The 22,624-nt window shown below is 59.2% G+C and carries 20 protein-coding genes; 10 read left to right on the plus strand and 10 right to left on the minus strand.

From position 1 onward, the window contains the following. The first annotated feature begins 178 nt into the window (after window positions 1–178). The gene (locus QM007_RS09335; RefSeq protein WP_283489709.1) at window positions 179–1,627 is read left to right on the plus strand and encodes a hypothetical protein; all 1,449 of its coding nucleotides are present in this window, start codon (window positions 179–181) and stop codon (window positions 1,625–1,627) included. A 48-nt stretch (window positions 1,628–1,675) separates the two neighbouring features. Further along, entirely contained in the window at window positions 1,676–2,518 is an 843-nt protein-coding gene (locus QM007_RS09340) for an HNH endonuclease family protein (RefSeq protein WP_283489710.1), read from the plus strand. On the opposite strand, the gene QM007_RS09345 is transcribed toward QM007_RS09340, so the two are convergent. Next, entirely contained in the window at window positions 2,494–3,948 is a 1,455-nt protein-coding gene (locus QM007_RS09345) for an amino acid permease (protein ID WP_283489711.1), read from the minus strand. The two genes, QM007_RS09340 and QM007_RS09345, sit on opposite strands and share 25 nt — an antisense overlap. 287 nt (window positions 3,949–4,235) lie before the next feature. Here QM007_RS09345 and QM007_RS09350 point away from each other — a divergent pair, with 287 nt between their 5' ends. The 5 genes from QM007_RS09350 (at window position 4,236) to trmB (ending at window position 10,175) form a co-directional block, all read left to right on the plus strand. Then, window positions 4,236–4,643 carry a hypothetical protein gene (locus QM007_RS09350; protein WP_283489712.1) on the plus strand — a complete coding sequence of 136 codons (408 nt, stop codon included), beginning with the start codon at window positions 4,236–4,238 and terminating at the stop codon, window positions 4,641–4,643. Window positions 4,644–4,793: 150 nt separating this feature from the next. Further along, window positions 4,794–6,485, plus strand: a complete 1,692-nt coding sequence (locus QM007_RS09355) for an alanine/glycine:cation symporter family protein (protein ID WP_283489713.1) — start codon at window positions 4,794–4,796, stop codon at window positions 6,483–6,485. Window positions 6,486–6,919: 434 nt separating this feature from the next. Further along, window positions 6,920–8,524 carry a GMC oxidoreductase gene (locus tag QM007_RS09360; RefSeq protein ID WP_283489714.1) on the plus strand — a complete coding sequence of 535 codons (1,605 nt, stop codon included), beginning with the start codon at window positions 6,920–6,922 and terminating at the stop codon, window positions 8,522–8,524. An 18-nt stretch (window positions 8,525–8,542) separates the two neighbouring features. Beyond that, window positions 8,543–9,169, plus strand: coding sequence for a hypothetical protein (locus QM007_RS09365; RefSeq protein WP_283489715.1), 627 nt, complete (start codon window positions 8,543–8,545; stop codon window positions 9,167–9,169). Between the two features lie 184 nt (window positions 9,170–9,353). Beyond that, a complete protein-coding gene (gene trmB / locus QM007_RS09370) occupies window positions 9,354–10,175 on the plus strand; it encodes a tRNA (guanosine(46)-N7)-methyltransferase TrmB (protein WP_283489716.1) in 822 nt (273 codons plus the stop codon). Window positions 10,176–10,260: 85 nt separating this feature from the next. Here trmB and QM007_RS09375 read toward each other — a convergent pair whose 3' ends face one another. The 8 genes from QM007_RS09375 to QM007_RS09410 all read right to left on the minus strand — a co-directional run bounded on the left by QM007_RS09375 (window position 10,261) and on the right by QM007_RS09410 (window position 19,029). Then, window positions 10,261–11,712: an alanine/glycine:cation symporter family protein gene (locus QM007_RS09375; protein ID WP_283489717.1), complete on the minus strand. Its 1,452-nt coding sequence runs from the start codon at window positions 11,710–11,712 to the stop codon at window positions 10,261–10,263. Window positions 11,713–11,910: 198 nt separating this feature from the next. Next, the gene (locus QM007_RS09380; RefSeq protein WP_502949055.1) at window positions 11,911–12,999 is read right to left on the minus strand and encodes an LLM class flavin-dependent oxidoreductase; all 1,089 of its coding nucleotides are present in this window, start codon (window positions 12,997–12,999) and stop codon (window positions 11,911–11,913) included. Between the two features lie 183 nt (window positions 13,000–13,182). Then, complete coding sequence (locus QM007_RS09385; protein ID WP_283489718.1) at window positions 13,183–13,608, minus strand: heat shock protein transcriptional repressor HspR; 426 nt, start codon at window positions 13,606–13,608, stop codon at window positions 13,183–13,185. Between the two features lie 2 nt (window positions 13,609–13,610). Next, the gene (locus tag QM007_RS09390; RefSeq protein ID WP_283489719.1) at window positions 13,611–14,606 is read right to left on the minus strand and encodes a DnaJ C-terminal domain-containing protein; all 996 of its coding nucleotides are present in this window, start codon (window positions 14,604–14,606) and stop codon (window positions 13,611–13,613) included. Window positions 14,607–14,702: 96 nt separating this feature from the next. Then, a complete protein-coding gene (locus QM007_RS09395) occupies window positions 14,703–15,308 on the minus strand; it encodes a nucleotide exchange factor GrpE (RefSeq protein ID WP_283489720.1) in 606 nt (201 codons plus the stop codon). Window positions 15,309–15,310: 2 nt separating this feature from the next. Beyond that, a complete protein-coding gene (dnaK, locus tag QM007_RS09400; RefSeq protein ID WP_237197043.1) occupies window positions 15,311–17,158 on the minus strand; it encodes a molecular chaperone DnaK in 1,848 nt (615 codons plus the stop codon). Between the two features lie 585 nt (window positions 17,159–17,743). Next, on the minus strand, window positions 17,744–18,604 hold the full coding sequence (locus QM007_RS09405) for a hypothetical protein (RefSeq protein ID WP_283489721.1): 861 nt from the start codon (window positions 18,602–18,604) through the stop codon (window positions 17,744–17,746). Then, window positions 18,604–19,029: a hypothetical protein gene (locus QM007_RS09410; protein WP_283489722.1), complete on the minus strand. Its 426-nt coding sequence runs from the start codon at window positions 19,027–19,029 to the stop codon at window positions 18,604–18,606. The genes QM007_RS09405 and QM007_RS09410 overlap by 1 nt, the downstream gene beginning before the upstream one ends. A gap of 321 nt (window positions 19,030–19,350) precedes the next feature. Here QM007_RS09410 and QM007_RS09415 point away from each other — a divergent pair, with 321 nt between their 5' ends. Continuing rightward, the gene (locus QM007_RS09415) at window positions 19,351–19,827 is read left to right on the plus strand and encodes a low molecular weight protein-tyrosine-phosphatase (RefSeq protein ID WP_283489723.1); all 477 of its coding nucleotides are present in this window, start codon (window positions 19,351–19,353) and stop codon (window positions 19,825–19,827) included. Between the two features lie 242 nt (window positions 19,828–20,069). Here QM007_RS09415 and QM007_RS09420 read toward each other — a convergent pair whose 3' ends face one another. Continuing rightward, a complete protein-coding gene (locus QM007_RS09420) occupies window positions 20,070–20,540 on the minus strand; it encodes a hypothetical protein (protein WP_283489724.1) in 471 nt (156 codons plus the stop codon). Window positions 20,541–20,662: 122 nt separating this feature from the next. On the opposite strand from QM007_RS09420, the gene QM007_RS09425 reads away from it, so the two are divergent. Beyond that, window positions 20,663–21,253, plus strand: coding sequence for a nucleoside/nucleotide kinase family protein (locus QM007_RS09425; protein ID WP_283489725.1), 591 nt, complete (start codon window positions 20,663–20,665; stop codon window positions 21,251–21,253). Window positions 21,254–21,376: 123 nt separating this feature from the next. Beyond that, window positions 21,377–22,615, plus strand: coding sequence for a multidrug effflux MFS transporter (locus QM007_RS09430; protein WP_283489726.1), 1,239 nt, complete (start codon window positions 21,377–21,379; stop codon window positions 22,613–22,615). The last annotated feature ends 9 nt before the right edge of the window (window positions 22,616–22,624 follow it).

Below are 22,624 nucleotides of genomic sequence, written 5' to 3' on the forward strand. Positions count from 1 at the left end.
AAGCATGTACCACCAACCTGTATGTAATAGTTACGCTTGCAGTGGGCAGAGAGGGGTAGCACCACATAAAGTAGTAGTCATACAGGGTATATATTTTCGGCACCGACATCACCAGACCTACGCCGAGTCTCTTGTACCGCTACCACGCCCTTATTTAACCTTGCTTTGGAGAACCACCGTGCCAGATGCAACTGACCTTACCTATACAGAGTTCTGTGAATGCTACGATTCTCTGTTAAGCGGCCTGGCGCGCATGGGCTGGACCTCCTCCGAAGCCGTGCACCGGGCGTCCGTACTCTACCCCGATATCGATCGTGACCTGCTGGACCAGGCCGTTCATTCCGGCCGCTGGCTCTTTGGCGGCAGCCAGGGGCAGACCCACTCAAACGTACTCATGGCCTCGGCTATCTGGTACGCGGTAGCTGTCAGTTTTGATTTTGAGCCCGACTACGAATACGCTGCGGTGGGTCTTGACCCGACCATCATCCAGGATCTTCCGCGCATGCTTGAGTCCTTTGCGGTGCCAGCTGAGGCAATTGCCGGAATTGTCGGGCGTATCGGTGCTGCCCTCAAATACATGGCGGATCACCCCTACACTGAGCTAGAAGAGCAAGCCTACGACGACTTCCTCGCAAACCTGCCGCAGGAGATCGCCCATATTTCTCGGGGAGACTTCTCTTGGCCACCATCCCGTGCGCTGATCGAAGACCGTCTGGGAGGCCGTTCCTGGACCAAGGCCCTGCTCAAGGTAGGGGCCTGCCCGCCAGATCCCGAGGGGAAAGGTATAAAACTTGAGGCTAATAGCCTCAGTGAACGTGCCTTCCGCAATACCCTGGGTGAATTCCTGAACTACTGCATTTGCTACGACCGTAAGCCTTCGGTTCTGCTGTACGGAAGCTGGGCTGAGGACCCTGCCCGGAGCGGACGCGTGCCCCATCTAGGTACGGTACGAGCCAAGTACGGCTCCTGGCATCTGGCCCTACAGGCTGGCCGCCAGATGCTCAACGACGCAATGGCCTTGGGCGGTTCACCTGCTTTACCTGCCAGTTCCCTCAAGCAACCCCCGGTTGACCCCACCGAGCCTCTCAACATTCAAGAGATTCAGGCTCAGGGTATCGGCGTGGTACAGCCAAAAGTACTGACCGAGAGCGAGCGTACCGCCCGCGCCTGGCAGCAGCTCCTATCAGTCACCGAGCAGCGTCTTGATGAACTGCCCTGGACCCTTTCACTGCGAATCTACTACCTCTCTCCTGAGGTAGTAGAAACAGAGGAAGTCACTAACTTTGTGAGTATTTTCCGTTCACCTGCCGGTTACTTCTGTGAGCTCACGTCCCCCGATGAATTTGAGGCCATCGAAGTGGAGCTTGATACGGAGATGCTGGAAAAGGCCGGGTGGACGGCTCCCGCGCCAGGTGGCCGCTGGGCTCGAAATTTCCTGTCGGTTTCGGACGCCGCAGAAGGCGTCATCGAAGCCATGCACCGGGGGATGGGCTGTGACTACCCTGATTACTACCAGTCAGATGACCCGACCGGTAACCTTTCGGTAAATGTCGCCCACCCCGGTACGGGGTCTATTCCCATGGTGCCTGTCACCGGTAGCGGTTTTACATCAATCAAGGACTCGTAGGGAAGAAAGCACCCAGCTCCCAGCTCCCAGCGCTAGAATGGGTTGCCTATGAGTACCTCCCGTAAGCGTCGTTCCGCTCCCCGTCTTTCTGCGCCCAGTGACCGCCAAATCCGTGCGGGCGTCCGCTGTGTAGCGGATTTGCCCCGCGGGCTGCGGCGGGTGCTAGCCCTTCTGTTGGTTGTGGTCTTGCTGGTGGGCGGTGTGCTCTGGTTGCGCTCTCACGAGTGGAACGTCCGCGCTGCCCTCGATGATTTACTCAATCCGGCTGGCACCGCCGTGAGCACCGGTTTTGCTGGCTCCGGGGTGCAAACCTATTCCACAGCAAGTGAGGTGCTTGCTACCCTGACGGTAGCTGAGCCCTACGCCCAGACCAGGTACAAACGAGATGCCTACGGAAACCCCTGGGCCGATATTGACCGCAATGGCTGCGACCAGCGCAACGATATTCTCACCCGTGACCTGACCAATCTTGACGTTGCAAGTAACTGCTACGTTCTCTCGGGGAGTTTTATCGACCCCTATACGGCTGAGACTATTGACTTTACGCGCGGGCCTAAGACCAGTGAAGCTGTCCCCATTGACCATGTGGTGGCCCTATCCAATGCCTGGTCTTCGGGGGCCTGGCAGTGGAGTTCAGAAGAGCGCGTCCTGCTCGCTAACGACCCTCTTAACCTACAGGCTGCGGGGCAGGCGGCCAACACTGAGAAGTCCGATAAAAGCGCGGACGCCTGGCTCCCCCAGCCCGGCTACCGTTGCGAGTATGTGGCACGGCAGGTATCGGTCAAATCTGCCTACCAGCTCACTGTTACAAGCGCTGAAAAGCGGGCTATGCAGGGCGTCCTAGCAACCTGCCCTGACCAGCCCGCTTATAGGTCAGCTTTTGCGGGATAGTGGTGCTTAGCCTTCTGGTCAGCACGAGTGGTGAGGGCCTGGCCGCGGTTCTTGCGGTAGATCAGCCACCAACCTGCTCCCAGCAGGGCATACCAGACCGGCATGGCAATGAGGGCCTGGCGGGTGTCTTCGTACATAAAGAGCAGCACGATGACGCCCACAAAGAAGGCCAGCACAGCGTAGCAGGTAAAGACGCCACCGGGTAGCTTGTAGACAGAGGCCTCGTGCAGTTCAGGGCGGGTTTTGCGGTACTTGAGGTAGGCGATCATGATGAGCGACCAGGTAACGACAGTCAGCACCGAAGCTACCGTAGTTACCAGGGTGAAGGCCGCAATGAGGGAGTCACCCGAGTAGAGCAGAATCAGACCCGAGAAGAGCAATACGGTGGTCAGGAAAAGACCGTTTCGGGGTACACCGTTCTTGGAGAGCTTGCCGAAGATGGCGGGGGCGCTGCCACTGTGGGCCAGACCGTAAATCATTCGGGAGGTTGAGAAGATGCCCGAATTAGCGGACGAGGTCGCACTGGTAAGCACCACGAAGTTCACCAGGTGGGCGGCAAAACCCAAACCTGCCAGGGTGAACATCTCAACGAAGGGGCTCTGACTGGGGTCGATGTTGCGCCAGGGGGTTACCATGAGAATCACGGCCAAGGTCAGCACGTAGAAGATGATGATACGCATCGGCACCGCGTTGATGGCCCGGGGCAGGGTCTTGGTGGGGTCTTTGGTTTCAGCAGCTGTAGTGCCGATGAGTTCAGCGCCCAGGAAGGCAAAGATGCCGATCTGGAAGGCCGCGAAGAAGCCGCCCGCGCCCATGGGGAAGAAGCCGCCGTCGTTCCACAGGTTTGCCACGGATGCCTTGTCACCGTTGGGTGAGGTAAAGCCAGCAACCACCATCACCAGGCCCACGATGATGAGCAGGACGATTGCCACAATCTTGATGAGGGCAAACCAGAACTCGATTTCACCGAAGTTCTTCACGCTGGGCAGATTCAGGGCCAGCAGCAGACCGATGAGGCAGAGGGCTGGGACCCAGGCGGGGAGGTCGGGCCACCAGAAATGAACGTAGCTGGTGATGGCGATGATATCGGCAACACCGATGACGACCCAGGTAAACCAGTAGGACCAGCCCATAAGGAAACCTGCGCTGGGTCCGAGCAAATCTGTAATGAAATCGTTGAAGGTCTTGTACTTGAGGTTGGAGAGCAGCAGCTCTCCCATAGCCCGAAGCACCAGGAAGATTACGGCACCAATGATTGCATAGACCAGGAGCAGGGACGGTCCTGCCAGCGAGATGGTCTTGCCTGAGCCCATGAAGAGGCCGGTGCCGATCGCGCCGCCGATAGCGATCAGCTGGATATGACGGTTTGATAAACCTCGTTGCAGACCTTCGTTTGCCTGCGGTTCAGGTGTGTGCTCGACTGTAGCCATGAGCGCCCCCTTAGAAGAGTCAAAGACCTGCCGGGAGCGAACACGGCCCCTCTTCTACAGGGAGAGCAGGGGTAGCGCGCCTTTCCAGACCGGTATTTTGTTATAGTTCAGGTCAAGTGTAGTCCTTCTAGCAGGGATGTTTTTTCCGCACAGGGTTACCCCGGGCGTCCGCTCGTCTGCCCTTTCCCGCTGTTCAAACCGCCACCACCGCGCTAGAATGTTTACGCAGAAACAAAATTTTCTCGGGTTGCTGTGCGACTCCGAGGCCCCTATCGACAGGATTTATCATGCCCAAGCTTTCAAACGCAGCCCTCCGCCTGACCACCGGCGCCCTGATTCTCAACTCAGGCATCGGCAAGCTCTCCATGGACGAGGCCACCTACGGCCATCTCAAGGGCATGGCTTCAGCCGGCGTTCCCCAGGTAGCTAAGCTCTCCGACAAGCAGTTCGGCAAGGCCCTTGCCGTCAGTGAAACCGCCCTGGGTGCAGCCCTGCTGACCCCTTTCGTTTCCCCCAAGCTGGCAGGTCTGGGCCTGACCGCTTTCTCAGGTGGCCTACTAAGCATGTACTTCGGCATTGACTCCATGACTGAAAAGGACGGCATTCGCCCCACCCAGGAAGGCACCTCCATGGCAAAGGACGTTGTCCTGCTCGGCGCAGGCCTGGCCCTTCTCTTCTCTGACAAGAAGAAGTAGCCCTCAGCTCCTCTATTAACTTCGCCGCCCCACTCCTTCCAGGAGCGGGGCGGTTTTCTATCCTTAATAAACCAACAGGAAGCAAGCTCATTATCAGCTGTGTGATAAATTAACGAAAGTTAGACCACAGAGAAGGAAAAGGATAGACCCGTGGGCCCCCTGCAAGAAGCACTCGACACAGCCAGCAGCTTCATCTGGGGCCCCTTCCTCCTCCTACCCCTGCTAATTGGCACCGGTATCTTCCTCACCGTCAGGCTAGGCCTCATTCAACTGAGACTCTTCACCAAGGCCATGAGCCTGCAGTTCGGGCGGCGCTCCCGACAAGAAGGAGCCAAGGGCGAAATATCCTCCTTCCAGGCAATGAGCACCTCCCTCGGTGCTACCGTAGGCACCGGCAACATCGTTGGCGTAGCCCTCTCCCTCAGCATCGGCGGCCCCGGAGCTCTCTTCTGGATGTGGGTTACCGCCATTTTCGGCATGGCCTCAAAATACGCCGAATGCTTCCTCGGCGTCCGCTTCCGTCACCGAGACAAGATGGGCGAACTCACCGGAGGCCCCCAGGCCTACCTCCAGCGAGGCATCCCCAACCGCTTCGGAAAATTCCTTGCCACCATGTTTGCCATCTGCTGCGTCTTCGCCTGCTTCGGCATCGGGAACATGACCCAGGCAAACGCCATCTCAGCCAACTTAGAGCACTCCTTCAACATTCCGCCCTACCTTACCGCGGGCGTCCTTGCACTAGGAACAGCGGCAGCCCTACTCGGCGGCATCAAAACTGTCTCAAAGGTCACAGCCCTTTGCGTGCCCCTCATGATTCTGCTCTATCTGGGATTTGGGGCCTATATTGTGGCCATCAACGCCCACATGCTCCCAGAGGTCTTTGCCATGATTATGCGAGGCGCCTTTACCGGCGAGGGTGCCCTAGGTGGAGCCGTCGGCGCCGGAATGATTTTTGCCCTGCAGGTCGGCGCCCAACGCTCGTTATTCTCCAACGAGTCGGGTATGGGTACCGCAGCTATCCCCGCAGCGGTGGCAACCACCTCCCACCCCGTCCGCCAGGGGCTAGCGTCCATGACCCAAACCTTTGTTGACACCATCGTGGTGATTTCAATGACGGGCTTTATTCTGCTCACAACGGGCGCCTGGCGGGGCGACGACCCGGCCACATCAACCTCGATTGCCTTTGCCACCGGCCTACCCGGTGATTGGGGCGGCTACGTCGTCACCTTCTGCCTGGTGCTTCTGGGCTACTCCACTGTGCTCGGCTGGTCCTACTACGGCGAACGCGCCCTAGAGTCACTCGGCGGGGGAGCCAAGGCTATCGTCAGCTATCGCATGATTTTTGCTCTTGTCTGCGGCCTAGGCGCTCTTGCCCCGCTTACCCTGGTCTTTACCTTCTCAGATATCATGAACGGCCTGATGGCCATCCCCAACCTCATCGGCCTATTACTGCTCTCTGGTCTTGTAGCCCGCGAAACCAAGAAATACCTCACCCACGACCCCAACTTTGAAGCAACGGTCGACAACATCGACAGCTTCATGTACGGCCACCTCGGCGGCCTGGACGCCCAAATCGACCACGAAGTTGACCTCTCCCAGAAGAACCCGGTTCTAGAACACCCCGATACCACCAGCCTCAAAGTTATTACCGAAAAAATGATTGCCGATGAGGCAGCCCAGAGCTCCCATCCCCAGGTCTACGACGTCACCCTCAAAGAGGTCAACACCGGCAGTATCCCCCTACAAACCGGGTCTATGCCCATCATTCAGCAGGCAAAGCCCACCTTTGGGACCCCCACCGACCCGCGAGCCATCGATGACTCGGCCAGCAGCTCAAAATAATTTTTCGTATCCATCACACAAGTTTGGCTCATGAAGTAGCACAGATGGGTTTTAAAAATAAGCGCGAAAAGCCGCACGCCCAAAGACTGTCTTTTTAAATTTCCCTTGATTCATCGAGCATTGTTCCGTCCCAACAACTAAAAGATGGAGCCTCCCTCACCAGCAGCACCTTCCCCAAAGAGTCAACCTCACACCCCAACAGCCACTCTTAGCAGGTTTCCCAGCACAGCAGGGCACAAAAGACACCACCCATCCCACAGACTGCGACGTAAGCGCACCCAAAATACCGCTAAAGTGGGGACAGGAATTTTCGCATTCTGAAAATATTCCGCAGAATACTCACGAAATAGCCCACAAAGCTCTCGCGGTCTCCCCCAAGGCTTACGAGGACCACCCACTCGGTTTTGCACCTATACTTAGAAGAGGACACGCCCATGTCATTTACCCCAAACCGTCGCTCAGCCCTAAAGCTGACCGCAGCCGCTTCTGCTGCCTCCGCCCTGACCGCCGCAAGCACCAGCACCGCCCATGCTAACGGCCAGAAGCGCATCGCCATCATTGGCTCCGGCTACGGTGGCGCTGTTGCCGCCCGTGCCCTGACCGAAAAGGGCTACACCGTCGATATGATTGAGATGGGTGCAGACTGGGGCGACATGGCCCCCCAGTCCGACGGCTACGTCTTCGACCAGATGACCGCCCCCACCAGCCGCTCTATGTGGTTTGAAAACCGCACCGACATGCCTCTATCCAACATCGCAGGCTTCGACTTCGTCAACCGCAGCATCACCCCCGGCGCCGGCGTCCTGGGTGTTGAGCGTTTCGCCAACATGAAGGTCTATGTCGGTAAGGGCGTTGGCGGTGGCTCCCTAGCCAACGGCGGTATGGCCGTCACCCCCGAGCGCTCCTACTTTGAGCAGGTCATGCCCATGGTAGACGCCGCAGAGATGTACTCCACCTACTTCCCCCGAGCCAATACCAATCTGGGTGTTGCCGCACCCCCCAGCGACATCGTTGGTACCTCTAAGTGGTACTATTTCTCCCGTATAGGGGCCTCCCAGGCCAAGAAAGCCGGTTTCCAGCATCGCTTCGTCCCCAACATCTACGACTGGAACTATATGCGCCAGGAAAACTTCGAGCGAGTCGCCAAGTCTGCCCTCGGCGGCCAGGTCATCTTCGGTAACGACCACGGCAAGAAGTCCCTGCCCAAGACCATCCTGGCCAAGGCCTTCGCCACCGGCAAGGTCAACCTGACCACCATGACTGAGGTTACCTCTATCTCCCAGCGGTCCGACGGTAGCTTCAACCTAATTCTGCGCACCATCGACTTCAGCGGCAAGGTCCTCAGCGTCACCTCCCGCACCTACGACCGGGTAGTCATGGCTGCCGGCTCCGTCGGCACCAACCGCCTACTCCTCCGCGCCCAGGGCACCGGCACCATCAAGAACCTGCCCTCCACCCTGGGTAGCTCCTGGGGCCCCAACGGCAACATCATGGTAGCCCGCAACATGAACACCGCCACCGGCGCCTACCAGTCCGGCATCCCCGCCATGGGTATCACCAACTGGGATAACTCCACCAACTCCGTCTTCGCCGAACTGGCCCCCTTCCCCGCCGGTGTAGACCTCCGTATCGGCCTCTACCTGGCCATCACCAACAACCCCAACTTCGGCAAATTCACTTGGAACCCCAACACCCGCAACATCGACCTAGACTGGGACGCCACCAAAGCAGCCCCCGGTGTTGCAGCTGCTAAGGCCTTCATGGACAAGATCAACACAGCCAACCCCGGCACCTCCTACAACACCGGCCTCTTCCAGGGCGGCAAGACCTTCGCCGACTACTTCACCTACCACCCCCTCGGCGGTGCCGTTATCGGCGAAACCACCGACCTCAACGGTGAAGTCAAGGGTGTTCCCGGTCTCTTTGTTATGGATGGCTCTCTGATTCCTGGCAAGATTGGTGTTAACCCCTTCGTAACCATTACTGCTATCGCAGAACGCAACATGGACCGTCTGCTGGCAGCCGGCCGTTTCGCCTAAACACAGAAAGCACACACAATGACTACGCACACTCCCAAACGACGCACCCTACTGAAGGCAGGTGCCTGGGCGGCTCCCGCCATCCTGGGTACCACCGCTATCCCTGCTTACGCGGTAAGTAGCTCTACCTCAAACCTAACGGACCTAGCAATTGAGCTAGGCCAGCCCAACGTTGATTGGTCTTCCTTCTCCCCGGTCTATGACACCTCGATTTATCGAGGAACCACTGGTACAACCGCCTACGGTCAGGGTTCCCTGCCCCAGACCATGACTATTACCAACGTCGGTTCTGTTCCGGCGGTTACCCCCAGCGGTACCCTGCTGACCCAGATGAAGGACATAAGAAGCAATACAGCCTCAGCAGCTGCCATCGGCACCCAGGTTAACTCAACCAACCCGCTGGTCACCTTCAACTACACCGGCCAGGGTACCCCCAACGGCCCTACCTACACCTGGACCTACGCAGGTACCCTGCAGCCCGGTGAATCGGTAGAAATTCCCCTGCGCTACTACGTCACCTACCCCTTCGCCAACGTTGACTACGAACTCTTTGTAGCCGTCACTGTGCTGGATGAGATGGAAGGCGACTATGACGACAATATGGAACTCATGGGGACAGTCAAGGGCTTTGCTATCTACTTCTAATCTAAAGTCATAGGATTTAGTCGTATAAGTGAGGTACCAGCTTCAGCTGGTACCTCACTTTTGCATACGTCCCTGCACTATTCTTTTAGCAAACGGTAAAGATTTATAATAGTGTATCTCTACCGGTGGCACTTAGCGTTTCCGTGCGCGCCGGTTTATCTGTTTCAACCTCGCAAGGAGAGTTATGGAAACCAATAAACAGAAGCAGGACCTGGCGGCTAAGGCCGAGCGTGCAGCGGCAGGTGAGGACCTGACCGCCCCCGTCCCCGAGCAGTTCCACCGTCAGCCCTACTCGTTCGTCCGCCGCGGCGACCGCCTGACCGCCCGCCGTCAGAAGGCCTGGGATACCTACGCCCCTACCCATGTGCTTGACCTGCCCCGTAACATCGGTGACACCTCGGTCGCTGAGGGCGCGGTCTTTGACCAGCAGGCCCTGTACGGACGCACCGACGCCCCTCTCGTTGTTGAAATCGGCTCCGGCCTGGGCGAGGCCATCGTCAATCGCGCCTCCCAGGTACCCGAGGCTAACTTCCTGGCCGTTGAGGTCTACACCCCCGGTATTGCTGATCTTCTACTGAAGATGGGTCAGGCCGGAGTTGAGAATGTGCGCGTCGCCCAGGCCAACGCCCCCGAGCTGCTCGATAACCTGCTCGATGAGTCTTCTGTTGATGAGCTCTGGGTCTTCTTCCCCGACCCCTGGCACAAGGCCCGCCACCACAAGCGTCGTCTGGTTTCCCCCTCCTTTGCAGATAAGGTAGCCCGAGTTCTTAAGCCCGGTGGTATCTGGCGTCTAGCCACCGACTGGGAGGAATATGCCCTGGTCATGCGTGAGGTGCTCGATGCCCACCCCGACTTCACCAACGCCCACGCCGGTGAGAACACCACAGAGGACGACCCGGTGGGCGGCTGGGCGCCCCGCTGGGACGGACGCGTGGTCACCAGTTTCGAGCGCAAGGCAGGCGAGGCGGGCCGCCGGGCCCACGACCTGACCTACATTCGTCGATAATAATCCGTTAGCTATATAAAGCAGGCGGGTACCCGCGCACATAGGTGCTGCAGGTACCCGCCTCTTTTATAGGCAGAGGATCTTCTTACTGCCCCGTTTTCTCGTAGGAGTCAATCGCTCCAGGGTGCCCCTGCATAAAGGCGTCAATCTCGGCCTTAGATGCGGTGAGCTTGGGGTCGTTGGCCAGGTAGTACCTGGTCTCTCGAACAATCAGCCCAGACATAAGGAGCAGGCCAATCAGGTTGGGAATAGCCATGAGCCCGTTGGCGATATCTGAGAAGGTCCAGGCCGCAGTCAGTTCCATGGTGCAACCGAAGTAGACAATCACCGCGAAGAAAAGGCGGTAGGGGGTAACACCGCGGCGACCAAAAAGCCTTTCGATGTTGCGTTCGCCGTAGTAGGCCCAGCCCAGAATGGTGGAGTAGGCAAAGAGCACCAGACCGATAGTTACAATCCAGCTACCGGCGGGCCCAATCACAGAGGCGAAAGCTTGGCTGGTCATCACGGAGGCTGATATTTGTTCGCCGGTGGAGTCGGTTGCCTGCCATACGCCTGTCACGACCAGCACCAGCCCGGTACAGCTCACCACGATCATGGTATCGATGAAGGTCTGGGTCATTGACACCAGGCCCTGACGCACCGGGTGGGTGGTCTGGGCAGCGGCTGCCGCAATGGCAGCAGAGCCCATGCCTGATTCGTTGGAGAAAATACCGCGGGCCACGCCGTACTGCACTGCGTACATGAGGGTAGAACCCACGAAGCCGCCGACAGCGGATGAGCCGGTAAAGGCGTCCGCAAAAATCTGGCCGAAGGCCGCGGGCAGATCAGCGGCGTGCACACCCAGAATATAGAGGGCCCCGCCCACATAGAAGAGGATCATAATCGGAACGAACCCGGCAGTTACCTTGCCGATGGACTTAATACCGCCCATCAGCACAAAGAGGGTGATGATGGCCAGGACAATGCCGGTCAGGCCGGTGGGCAGGTGGAAGGTGTCTTCGAGATTGTGGGCGATGGAGTTACCCTGGGCGGTATTGCCGATACCGAAGGACGCTAGCACGGCAGCTACCGCGAAGAAGAGGGCTAGGAACTGACCTAGGGGGCCTTTAATACCGCGCTGGAGGTAGTACTGGGGGCCGCCAGACACTTCACCCTTGGCGTCAGTGGTGCGGTAGCGGACGCCCAGGAAGGCTTCGGAGTACTTGGAGGCCATACCGAAGAGGGCGCTAAACCACATCCAGAAGAGGGCGCCGGGGCCGCCGATAGAAATCGCAGTGGCAACGCCCACGATGTTACCGGTACCCACGGTAGCTGCCAGGGCGGTGGTCAGGGACTGAAATTGGGAGATGTCGCCGCCGGGGGCGCCATCGTCCTTACGTTCGAGGAAGGCCAGCCGGTTGGCGACCAGCAGTTTGGTGAGCTGGATAAAGCCCAGCCGCACCGTCAGGTAGATACCGGTGCCAAGAAGCAGCGGTATGAGCACAAAAGGGCCCCAGATGAGGGAGCTGATGGCGCTCAAGACGTCTTGAAAGGTCATGTGGTGTCCTTGATACAGGTCGCTGCGGGTGAGGGGGCACCGCAGCTGCGTGATGAATAAGGACGCCCCGCCGCAAGCGTGTGCACTGCGGTGGGGCGCCATTCAACTATAGCGAGTCAAGGACAGGAAGACCTATATCGTCTTACCCTGTGTACCTGCTGACTAGCCGGTATTCTCTACACCTTACTGGAGGCGCCCTTACTGTGCCTCTGCCATCAGTTCACGCACGCGCGGCAGCACCTTGGTACCGTAGAGTTCAATCGAGTTCATGGAGTGCTCATGAGCCAGTGCACCGTTAGAGAACTTGAGATCAAAACGGTTAATCCCCAGTTTCTTTGCAGTGTCAGCAATCTTCTGCGCGACGGTTTCGGGCGAACCGACGTACAGGGCGCCGTGTTCAATTTCGTGCTCAAATTCGCGCTCCCCCGCCGGGCCCCAGCCGCGTTCAGCACCGATCTTGTTGCGACCGGCAATCCAGTGCTCGCGCAGCTGGTTGCGGGCTTCTTCGTCCGTCTCGGCGATGTGGCCGGGTGAGTGCACAGCGATGGGCAGGGTTCCGTTGCCCAGCTGTTCGTTGGCTCGACGGTAGAGGTCGGTGTAGGGCTTGAAGCGTTCAGCCGGGCCGCCAATGATAGCGAGCATCAGCGGAGTCTTGTACTGGGCAGCGCGGGCAACAGATTCAGGGCTGCCACCAACGGCCAGCCAGTGCTTGAGAATACCTTCGGTCTTGGGGTAAATCTCCTGGTTGACCAGGGGCGGGCGGTTGCCGGGGTTCCAGTTGAGGGGCTCCTGGGTGATGATTTTGGTGAAGAGGTCGAACTTCTCTGAAAAGAGGGAGTTGTAGTCTTCGAGCTTGTAGCCGAAGAGGGGGAAGGACTCGGTGAAGGAGCCGCGGCCCAGCACGGCCTCAGCGCGGCCGTTGCTGAGGGCGTTGATGGTGGCGAAGCGCTGGTAGACGCGGATAGGGTCGTCGGAGGAGAGGACGGTAACAGCCGAGCCCAGGTGGATGCGCTCAGTGGAGGTTGCCAGGCCCGCCAGGATGGTGTCGGGGGCACTGACGGCGAAGTCAGGACGGTGGTGCTCGCCGATGCCGAAGAAGTCGACACCAACGCGGTCGGCCAGCTGGCCCTGCTCAAGGACGTTGCGAATCACCTGGGCGTGGTGCAGGCGGTTGCCTGCCAGGTCGGCGGTGGTGTCGCCGAAGGTGTCTAGCCCCATCTGGAAGGCGGTGTCATCGACGCTGGGCAGACCTGGGCGTAGGTCGGGAGCTGTATTAATGTCGGTCATTGCGTTTACCTTTCGGTGCTGTGCTGATTGTTTACACAAGGTTCAACACCAGCCTACATTACTTTATTCCGAAAGTTTTTTATGGCGCTGTGGTTAGCCCGTGCTTTAAATATGGTTGCCATCTGCGCGAACCTCTTTCGCGCTGATGGCAACCATCGTTACAGTCAAGACCTAGGGTCGGGGTTAGCGCGGCCGGTAGAGCACCACGGCCTGGGAGGTCTGGCGGGCAGCAGGACGCTTACCCCGGGCCAGGTGCACAGCCCCACCTGAGGTTCCGGCAGCAAAGATGCGAGAGTTCTCCTGCAGACGATCGCGCAGGGCCTCATTTTCAGCCTGCAGCTCGGTCATGCGGGCCCGCAGGGCCTCCACCTGGTTCTCAAGCTGCATGATGCGCTTAATACCCTCAAGGGAGACGCCAGACTGGGAGAGCTCCTGAATCTCCTGGAGTTTCTGCACGTCGCGTTCGGAGTAGCGGCGGGCCCGCCCCGGGGCTCGCTGGGGCTGCACCAGCCCCAGGCGGTCATACTGGCGCAGGGTCTGCGGGTGCATACCTGCCAGTTCAGCCGCCACGGAGATAACAAAGACCGGGCGGTCAGATTCGAGAGCCATTCTTAGTCACCAGCTTTCCTCAGCAGGTCCTCACGGGGGTTGGCCTGGGGCGCAACCGCGAAGAAGGCGTCGAGAGCTGCCTCAGCTTCAGGTGTGAGGCTGGTGGGCAGCTGCAACTCAGGGATAACCAGCATATCGCCGGTGCCCTTCTTGGTTACGAAGCCGCGACCCTTAGCACGCAGCTTACGCCCGGCCGGTGAACCGGCTGCCAGGCGGAGTTTGACGCTCCCACCGTCGAGGGTGGGGGCTTCAATGACGCCGCCCTTAACGGCTTCTTCCAGGGTGACGGGCACGCGCACGAGCAGGTTATCGCCCTCGCGGTCAAAGACGGGGTGAGAATCTACGCGGACGGTGACGATCAAGTCCCCTGCCCCACCGGCACCGGGGTGTCCCTTGCCTCGGGCACGGATTTTCTGGCCGTCCTTGACGCCGCGCGGCAGGCGAACCTGGGTCTGGGAGCCACCGGGGCGGAAGACCGAAACCTCAGCGCCGTCGTAGGCCTGCTGGATGGTGATGCGGGCGCTGGTGGTGGCGTCCTCACCCTTGGGAGCTGAGAAGCCACCGCCGGGGAAGCCACCCGCACCGCCAGGGAACCCCCCGGCGGAGCGTCCGGCCCCGCCAAAGCCAGCACCGCCACCGAACATGCCGCCCAGCAGGTCTTCAATGTTGATGCCGCCAGCGCCACCGCTGGTGGAGTAGCTGAAGTTGCCGCCGCCGGGGAACCCACCAGGGAAGCCGCCGCCAGCACCGCCGAAGCCGGCAGCACCGTACTTGCGGATCTGGTCGTATTCTTCCTTCTGCTTGGGGTCTGAGAGCACGTCGTAGGCCTCTGAGACCTCCTTGAACTTCTTTTCAGCAGCCTCGTCGCCGGGGTTCTGGTCGGGGTGGTACTTGCGGGCCAGCTTGCGGTAGGCCTTCTTGATATCTGCCTCGGAGGAATCCTCGGCTACGCCTAGTACCTTATAAAAATCTTGATGGAGCCAGTTTTCGCTCGCCATATGCCTCTCCTTCCGAGGTAGATCTTGTGTCTTTTAGGGGATAGAAGGGGCGGGCACCCAGCCTGACGTATCAGGCCGGGTGCCCGCCCGCGTCCGTTATTCTGCTACCGCTACGGCTACCTGGGCGGTGCGGACCACGCGGTCCTTCACCTTGTAACCGTTGCGTAGAACCATCGAGACTGAGTCGGGCTCAACCTCGCTGGTGGGCTGCTGCAGCACAGCCTCGTGAACCTGGGGGTTGAAGGGTTCGCCAACCTCGCCGAATCGCTCCAGGCCCTGCTTGGTCAGGGTCTCTTCGAGCTTATTGGCAATCGCGGCGAAGGGGCCTTCTTCAAGGTCGCCGTGCTTGCGGGCGGCATCGATATCGTCGATGACAGGCAGCAGGGCGGCAACCAGGTCGGCGATGACGAAGTCGCGCAGCTGGTCTTTTTCCTTGATGGTGCGGTTCTTGTAGTTGGTGAACTCGGCCTGAAGGCGGCGCAGATCTTCAAGACGTTCGGCGGCCAGGGCCGCGTCAGCGCTCTCAGCTGCCTCTGCACTTTCGCCAGCCTCGGCTGCGGCAGATTCCTCATCTGCCGCAGCTTCAGCAGCTACACCTTCGGGCTCGGGGTGGCCTTCAGCAGCCGGGGCTGCAAAGGCTTCCTCCAGAGGGTCGGTGCCCTCGGGCTGGTCGTCTACGGGCTCGTTGGTGTTCTCAGCCATGATTAGTTCTTCTTCTCGTCTTCTTCATCGATTACTTCAGCATCAACGACGTCGTCGTCCTCAGCCTTGGCACCTTCACCGGCTGCTGCATCTGCCTGAGCCTGGGCGTAGAGAGCCTCGCCCAGCTTGGTCTGAGATGCCTGCAGCTTCTCGAAAGCGGCCTTGACGGCGTCATCGTCTTCACCTTCAAGGGCAGCCTTCAGGGCGTCAACATCGGCCTGAACCTCGGTCTTGACGTCCTCGGGTAGCTTCTCGTCGTTGTCCTTGATGAGCTTCTCGATGGAGTAGGCGGTGTTCTCAGCAGCGTTGCGGGTCTCGGCTGCCTCGCGGCGGGCCTTGTCCTGCTCGGCGTGAGCCTCAGCGTCCTTGACCATGCGGTCGATGTCTTCCTTGGAGAGAGAAGTACCGCCGGTGATGGTCATGGACTGCTCAGTGCCGGTGCCCTTGTCCTTAGCTGAGACGTGCACGATGCCGTTGGCGTCGATGTCGAAGGTAACTTCGATCTGGGGGACGCCGCGGGGGGCGGGTGCGATGCCGGTCAGTTCGAAGGTGCCCAGGTTCTTGTTGTCGCGGGTAAACTCACGCTCGCCCTGGAAGACCTGGATCGATACTGAGGGCTGGTTGTCTTCAGCGGTGGTGAAGGTTTCGGAACGCTTGGTGGGGATCGCGGTGTTGCGCTCGATCAGCTTGGTCATCACGCCGCCCTTGGTCTCGATACCGAGGGAGAGGGGGGTGACGTCGATGAGCAGGACGTCCTTGCGCTCACCCTTCAGCACGCCTGCCTGCAGGGCTGCACCCATGGCGACGACCTCATCGGGGTTGACGCCCTTGTTGGGCTCGCGACCACCGGAGAGTTCCTTGACGACCTCGGTGACGGCGGGCATACGGGTTGAGCCACCGACCAGCACGATGTGGGCAATGTCTGAAACCTTGACGCCTGCTTCAGCGATGACGTCGTTGAAGGGCTTCTTGGTGCGCTCAATCAGGTCTGCGGTCATGTCCTGGAACTTGGCGCGGGTCAGCTTTTCATCCAGGTGGATGGGGCCCTCGGGGGTAACGGACAGGTACTGCAGGGAGATGTTGGTGGAGGTTGCTGAGGACAGTTCCTTCTTGGCCTGTTCTGCGGCTTCACGCAGACGCTGCAGGGCAATCTTGTCCTTAGAGAGGTCGGCGCCGGTCTTGGATTTGACCTGCTCCAGCAGCCAGTCGACGATGCGCTGGTCCCAGTCGTCGCCACCCAGGCGGTTGTCGCCGGAGGTTGCGCGTACCTGGATGGTGGAGAAGCCGTCTTCGTCCTTGCCAACTTCAAGCAGGGAGACGTCGAAGGTACCGCCGCCGAGGTCGAAGACCAGGATCAGTTCGTCTTCGTTACCCTTGTCGAGGCCGTAGGCCAGGGCTGCTGCGGTGGGCTCGTTGACGATACGCAGGACGTTGAGGCCCGCGATTTCGCCGGCTTCCTTGGTGGCCTGACGCTCGGCGTCGTTGAAGTAGGCGGGCACGGTGATGACGGCGTCGGTGACCTTGTCGTTCAGGTAGGCTTCAGCGTCGCCCTTGAGCTTCATGAGGGTGCGGGCTGAGATTTCCTGGGCGGTGTACTTCTTGCCGTCGATGTCGGTGGTCCAGTTGGTGCCCATGTGGCGCTTGACGGAAGCGATGGTGCGGTCAACGTTGGTAACTGCCTGACGCTTGGCGACGTCGCCAACCAGAACTTCGCCGTCCTTTGAGAAAGCTACGACGGAGGGGGTGGTGCGGGCGCCTTCTGCGTTGGCGATAACGGTGGGCTCGCCACCTTCGAGAACTGATACAACTGAGTTGGTAGTACCGAGGTCAATACCTACTGCACGTGACATGTTTACTCCTTATGGTTTGGTTATCTGTACATCTTTCAAACAAGTTGAGTCTTGAAGGCTCAATTCGTTTGTCTTGGTATCTAGTTTGCCATGTTTTGAGCAGAAGTCAACAGAGTTGAGCCAAAAAGACTCAACTTTTTTGCGCAAGCAGAGTTTAGGCTTGTGGGGAGCGGACGGACGCCCGCCCCGCCTTTACAGGGCAAGGCGGGCAGCGGCGTCCGCACCTTTTAAAAGCCTGAAAGTGAACATAAAAAGTCGGCACCCCGCAACAAGGAGGTGCCAACTCGGCAAGGTGGTGTTGAGCCCCGGTGCAGCCAAGGGGCAACGCACTACGTTCTAGAACCTACAGAAGGTGCTCTCTAGCCGCCGAAGATCAAAAGCCCCGACAAGATAGCTATGGCAATACCGATAGCCAGCATTCCCCCAACAATCAGACCCATATTTTTCTTTTTAGGGTCAGCGGGCGGCTGAGACATAGGGAATCACATCCTTCGCACATATAGTGTGTGCTAGATAACTTTACCGGTGATAATGGTCAGCTTGGTTATATTTCGTGCGGTGTTTACGTTTTACGTTTTCCCTGTGCTATCTCTGGGCTTCTTTGCTGTTAGTTTCGAGCTCGGCCCTCCTACGCTTAGATTTTTTCCCATTTCGTACAGCCAGAATTGCAGCAACTATTCCGATAACGAGAGGGACCCAGGCTTTGGAGTATTCCATGAGAAAAATAAGCCAGTCCGGTGGAGTAATAGTAGGCCAGGGGACGCGCCAGGAAGGAACGGGCAGACTTATCTGGGGTGGGGCGGGGAGGGAAAGAGTAAATTCTGGAACAGGCAGGGCTACCTGGGGCGCATTTATATCGGGAAGACGTTCGACTAGCCACTGCACTACCCTACCCAGCGCAGGCATAAGCACCAGCATGGCGAGAAACCAGGCGGAACGGCCCAAACCGAACAGCAAGGGCAACACAAACCGTCGAGAAGGACTTCTTTCAAGCGTCTCGCGGTAGGCTTCTGACCGGCTACCAGCTGGCACGTCAAGCTCAACATATTCCTTATCTGTCCCATGTTTGTAGGCCACGACCAGCAGCTCATCCAGAAAGTTTGTGGTGAGTTTAAGCTGGGGGTCTGTGGGAACAGCGGTCTTAGCCCGGGAGAACTTTCCGTTTAGAAGGTTCTTCTTGAGCGCAATGCTGGTAGGAGTATGGTCGTACCGGCCTACTACTTCACCGTCTACGAGCACCCGTACCCGTTGCTTAGGCCGGTCGATGCGTTCGGCGATACGTTCACGGATCTTTGCCCCTACCGGAGACTCGTTAAAGGCGTGGAGTGACTTCTCGTCTGGTTTTTTGATAGGCCAGTCCGGGTCAATCTCGATGAACTCGGCATCAGATCCGCGCTCCAGAAGCAGGTGCCCTGCCACAGGGTGGTGCAGTTCCCAGCGGAGCATTAGCCCTCTCCCCCGGCATCTTCTTCGCCCTCGGAACTTGTGCCCCACTCGTCCGCAAATTTTTTGTGCCAGGGGCTGACTGACACGATATAGATGATCATTACCGCCCAAACATACCAGCCTGCTCCGTCCGGATAAAAAAGCCTAGATGCCAGCCACATACAAGCTGCGGCCAACAGGCCGAAAGTGAGATTAGGTCGGTAGGTTGCCGCATCGTAGGCAGCAAGAATTGCAAGAACGAGTGGGGTGCCAACCAGAATCGAAGTAATCACCACTTGCTCAGGCGCAGTCAACGCTAGAATCCAAGGTGCAAGAATGAAAATGAGCGGCAGAGTGGCAAGAGCTAGACGGTTACCTCTGCTGCGGCGAGGTTTAGAAGTCTGTTCCTCATGGCAGTCGTTGTTGACCGTTGTGCTGATACTCATGTCACCCATTATAGGCAGTACGCAAAAGCCCCGCAGGTGTGTGGCCTGCGGGGCTTTTGTCATCTCGAAAGAACTCAAGAAACTGAGTGTCTGGTGCAACTCTTTACAGTTCACTGCTGTATGAACCAGGTAAGCCTTTTTACCTCAGAGTCACCATCAAGTGTGTGTACCTGTAAGACTATACACAGGTTGCCCTTATTTTTCCGCCTCAGAGCGAACTTTTTATACTTTTTATTCAGATTCAGTTTATTCAGATTCAGTGCATGCCCGCCCAGCTTTTGCCGAGTTCTCCGTGGGAACATGGTGAGCATGTATCGAATTATGACTGTATGCACCGGAAACATCTGCCGCTCCCCCATGGGCGAGTACCTGATCAAGCAGGCTGCCGCCCAGGCAAGGATCACCGTAGAGGTCGCTTCCAGCGGCATTTCCAACGAAGAGGAGGGCAACCCCATCGACCGCCGGGCCAAGAAAGTGCTCGATGAGCTCAATATCAATACCGGCTCCCACCGGGCCCAGCAGTTCACCCGCACCGATTTTGGCCGCTACGACCTACTCTTGGCCATGGACACCAACCACTACCGGGCCCTCAAGCGTATGGCCCCTAACGACGAGGCGGCAGCCAAGGTTCGGCTCATGCGCGAGTTCGACCCGGCGGTCGCAGACCAGCCCCTGGACCAGCTGGGCATCTACGACCCCTGGTACGGCGATATGAGCGACTTCTACGAGACTTTCCAGATGATTCGGGACGCTGTGCCCGGAGTCATCGAGCATATCGAGGTCCGCGGGAACGCGTAACGGACCAAGGCGCGCAGGGTTCGCAGCGAAGCTGCTGGCTCGGGGCTGGCGTGAATTGTCTTGTGAGCGCTAGCGAACCAGACAAGAGGGTCGGCAGCGAGCGCGAACCCTGTGCGCTTTTCATCCTATCCCCTAATCCTCAGCCGTCCCCTCACTGTCGGCTACAGGCGCGGCGGCGTCCTTGCTGGCTGAAAGGCGGGCGTATTCGTCAAAGAGCTGGGATTTGATGCCCAGTAGCTCAATCATGCGTTCATCGACGGTGTTGGCGCCGAGCAGGCGGTAAACGTCGACGGTGTGGGTTTGGCCCATGGGTGGGCGCGGGCGATGGCCTGGGCTTCGATGGTGGGTTTGAACTGGGGTTCGGTGAGGATGACGGCGTCGGCGCGCCAGGTGGCGTCAGCGTAGAGGCGAGCTCCGTCGTAGGTGGTAATCAGCAGGCCGCCGTCGGCTTTCCATGCGGCGAGGGCAGCGTCGCGGGCGTCCCCGTGGGCCAGGTGGGTGGGAATTGCGGTGAATTTTTCGGTTTCGCGTTGCCAGTTGATGACGAGGGAGGCCGGGCAGACCGGTGAGGTTGAGGGGGTATGTGTGGATGCGCTCGAAGATTTCAGCCGGTAGGTAGGCATCGCCCAGGGTTTCTTTGCCCAGGTAGTGGCGAGCAGGGCCTGGTGGCTGGCGTTAGGTAAGACTTGGCCCTGGGTAAGGTCGGTGCTCATGTATTCCCCCGGAGTGCTGGCTTGGGGCCAGTTGGCCTGTTTCTCATTATGACCTAGTGGGCGGCTGCCGTGCGGTAGCCTGAGGGCAGAGAAGTTGACAGGCTGAAAAGGAGCCGACCAAGGTGCCAGACTATAGGGAACTAGAGCCCCTGTGCGATCTCATCGAGCAAGCCCGAGGCCGCAAGGAGGGCGAGCGCCCCCTGCTCGTGGCGGTTGATGGACGCAGCGGGTCGGGGAAGACCACTCTGGCCGGTGACCTGGCTGCCTGTTTGCGGGGGCGGGGGCTGGCTGCGGAGGTCTTCCACCTTGAAGATCTCTACCAGGGCTGGAGCGGCCTGGCACAGGCGGCGCTGGTCTGGCAGCAGCTGGCAGAGGCGGTAGTGAGCGGACGCGCCAGCTCCCCCGACACTGCCCCGCGCTGGTTTGGCTGGGACTGGGTGAGCTCGCAGGCAACCGGCCCGTACCTTTTTACCGCTGCCCAGCAGGCGGCAGGCGGGGTGCTGATCGCCGAAGGAGTTGGGGCTCTCACCGGTGCCCACGATGTGGGGGTTTTCGTAGAGCTTGATACCGAGCACCGCAGGCAGCGAGCCCTAGCCCGCGACGGGGAAACCTACCGCCCCTACTGGGACATGTGGGCGGAGCAAGAAGCTGACCTGCTGGCAGCCTACGCGAGTGCCTATGCGGGGGCGGGCGTCCGCTATCTTCAGCGGTAGGTTACTTTTCATTACTGCAAGGTCATATGAGTTTCCCTGTCACACACGAAAGACGCGAGCGTAGAATACAAGGGGCTTTCCCGCCCTCCTCATCACCACCACTGAGCCGCAGAGACGAGAGACATGCACACCACCGAGTCACCCGCACCCGAGATCGGGCCGGGCCTTCCCCTCATCGCCGTTTTCGCTCTTGCTTCTCTGACCGCTGTGGGGCCCCTGGCCATCGATATGTACCTGGCGGCTCTGCCCACGATTGCGTCCGACCTGGGCACGACAGCCCCCACCGTTCAGCTAACCCTCACCGCCTTTCTAGCAGGTATGGGGGCTGGCCAGTTTATTGTGGGGCCCCTCTCGGATAGGACGGGGCGGCGCGTCCCTCTGCTCATCGGAGTGGCTCTCTGCGCCGTAGCAACCCTAGCCTGTGCCTTTGCACCCACCATTGAGCTGCTGATTGCCGCCCGCTTTGTCATGGGCTTTACCGGGTCTATCGGTCTGGTGCTCTCCCGTGCTGTTATCACCGACTCAACCACCGGCCTACAGACAGCCCGGCTCATGAGCGTCATGATGATGATTAACGGCTTTGCCCCGGTCATCGCGCCCCTTCTGGGCGGTCTAGTGCTCTCCTTCGGCACCTGGCGCGATATTTTTAGGGTGATTGCGGTTCTCGTTGCCCTCTCCATGCTGCTGGTAATGCTCTTCATCAAGGAGTCCCTCCCGGTAGAGCGCCGCCGCACCGGCAGCCTCATCTCGGTCTATACGGGCATGATCGAGGTCGCTCGCAACCGCCGCTACCGCGGGTTTAGCCTGACACTGGTGCTGGGCTTTGGTGCCCTCTTTAGCTATATTTCCGGCTCCCCCTACCTGCTCCAGAACGTCATGGGGCTCTCAGAGGTGCACTTTACCTACGCTTTCGGCCTGAACTCCATGGGGATTGTGCTGGCGTCTTTCCTGAACGCCTCGCTAATTGGCCGCGTTGCCCAGCGAACGGTGCTCACCTTCGGAGCTTTTGCTATCGTGACCATATCGGCCCTGCTGACCCTGCACTTTGCCTTGGGGCCCAGCCTCATCCCGACTCTGGCCCTGCTCTTTGCCTTCACCACATCGGTGGGTCTGATGTTTGGCAACGCCTCGGCCCTGGCCATGGGCGAAGCCCGCCATATTGCGGGGTCAGCATCTGCCCTCATGGGCACCGTCCAATCCCTCATGGGTGGCCTTGCTGCCCCGCTCGTATCGCTGGCGGGGCCGCAGGCCTACATGCCCATGGCCTTAGCCATGGTGGGCTTTGCCACCCTGGCCTGCCTCAGCTTGGTCACAACACCTAATGCAGAGAGCGACTACGTAACCGACCGGCCCAAGCCCTAGCCCCTACCT

It is taken from the genome of Rothia sp. SD9660Na, from assembly GCF_030064065.1.
GTDB lineage: Bacteria > Actinomycetota > Actinomycetes > Actinomycetales > Micrococcaceae > Rothia.

Coding starts and splice junctions, on each gene's coding strand:
- QM007_RS09415 (WP_283489723.1), top strand. CDS start 19,351: ATGACTGTATGCACCGGAAACATCTGCCGCTCCCCCATGGGCGAGTAC.
- QM007_RS09340 (WP_283489710.1), top strand. CDS start 1,676: ATGAGTACCTCCCGTAAGCGTCGTTCCGCTCCCCGTCTTTCTGCGCCC.
- QM007_RS09410 (WP_283489722.1), bottom strand. CDS start 19,029: ATGAGTATCAGCACAACGGTCAACAACGACTGCCATGAGGAACAGACT.
- QM007_RS09405 (WP_283489721.1), bottom strand. CDS start 18,604: ATGCTCCGCTGGGAACTGCACCACCCTGTGGCAGGGCACCTGCTTCTG.
- QM007_RS09365 (WP_283489715.1), top strand. CDS start 8,543: ATGACTACGCACACTCCCAAACGACGCACCCTACTGAAGGCAGGTGCC.
- QM007_RS09345 (WP_283489711.1), bottom strand. CDS start 3,948: ATGGCTACAGTCGAGCACACACCTGAACCGCAGGCAAACGAAGGTCTG.
- QM007_RS09385 (WP_283489718.1), bottom strand. CDS start 13,608: ATGGCTCTCGAATCTGACCGCCCGGTCTTTGTTATCTCCGTGGCGGCT.
- dnaK (WP_237197043.1), bottom strand. CDS start 17,158: ATGTCACGTGCAGTAGGTATTGACCTCGGTACTACCAACTCAGTTGTA.
- QM007_RS09375 (WP_283489717.1), bottom strand. CDS start 11,712: ATGACCTTTCAAGACGTCTTGAGCGCCATCAGCTCCCTCATCTGGGGC.
- QM007_RS09380 (WP_502949055.1), bottom strand. CDS start 12,999: ATGACCGACATTAATACAGCTCCCGACCTACGCCCAGGTCTGCCCAGC.
- QM007_RS09420 (WP_283489724.1), bottom strand. CDS start 20,540: ATGAGCACCGACCTTACCCAGGGCCAAGTCTTACCTAACGCCAGCCAC.
- QM007_RS09350 (WP_283489712.1), top strand. CDS start 4,236: ATGCCCAAGCTTTCAAACGCAGCCCTCCGCCTGACCACCGGCGCCCTG.
- QM007_RS09430 (WP_283489726.1), top strand. CDS start 21,377: ATGCACACCACCGAGTCACCCGCACCCGAGATCGGGCCGGGCCTTCCC.
- trmB (WP_283489716.1), top strand. CDS start 9,354: ATGGAAACCAATAAACAGAAGCAGGACCTGGCGGCTAAGGCCGAGCGT.
- QM007_RS09395 (WP_283489720.1), bottom strand. CDS start 15,308: ATGGCTGAGAACACCAACGAGCCCGTAGACGACCAGCCCGAGGGCACC.
- QM007_RS09360 (WP_283489714.1), top strand. CDS start 6,920: ATGTCATTTACCCCAAACCGTCGCTCAGCCCTAAAGCTGACCGCAGCC.
- QM007_RS09390 (WP_283489719.1), bottom strand. CDS start 14,606: ATGGCGAGCGAAAACTGGCTCCATCAAGATTTTTATAAGGTACTAGGC.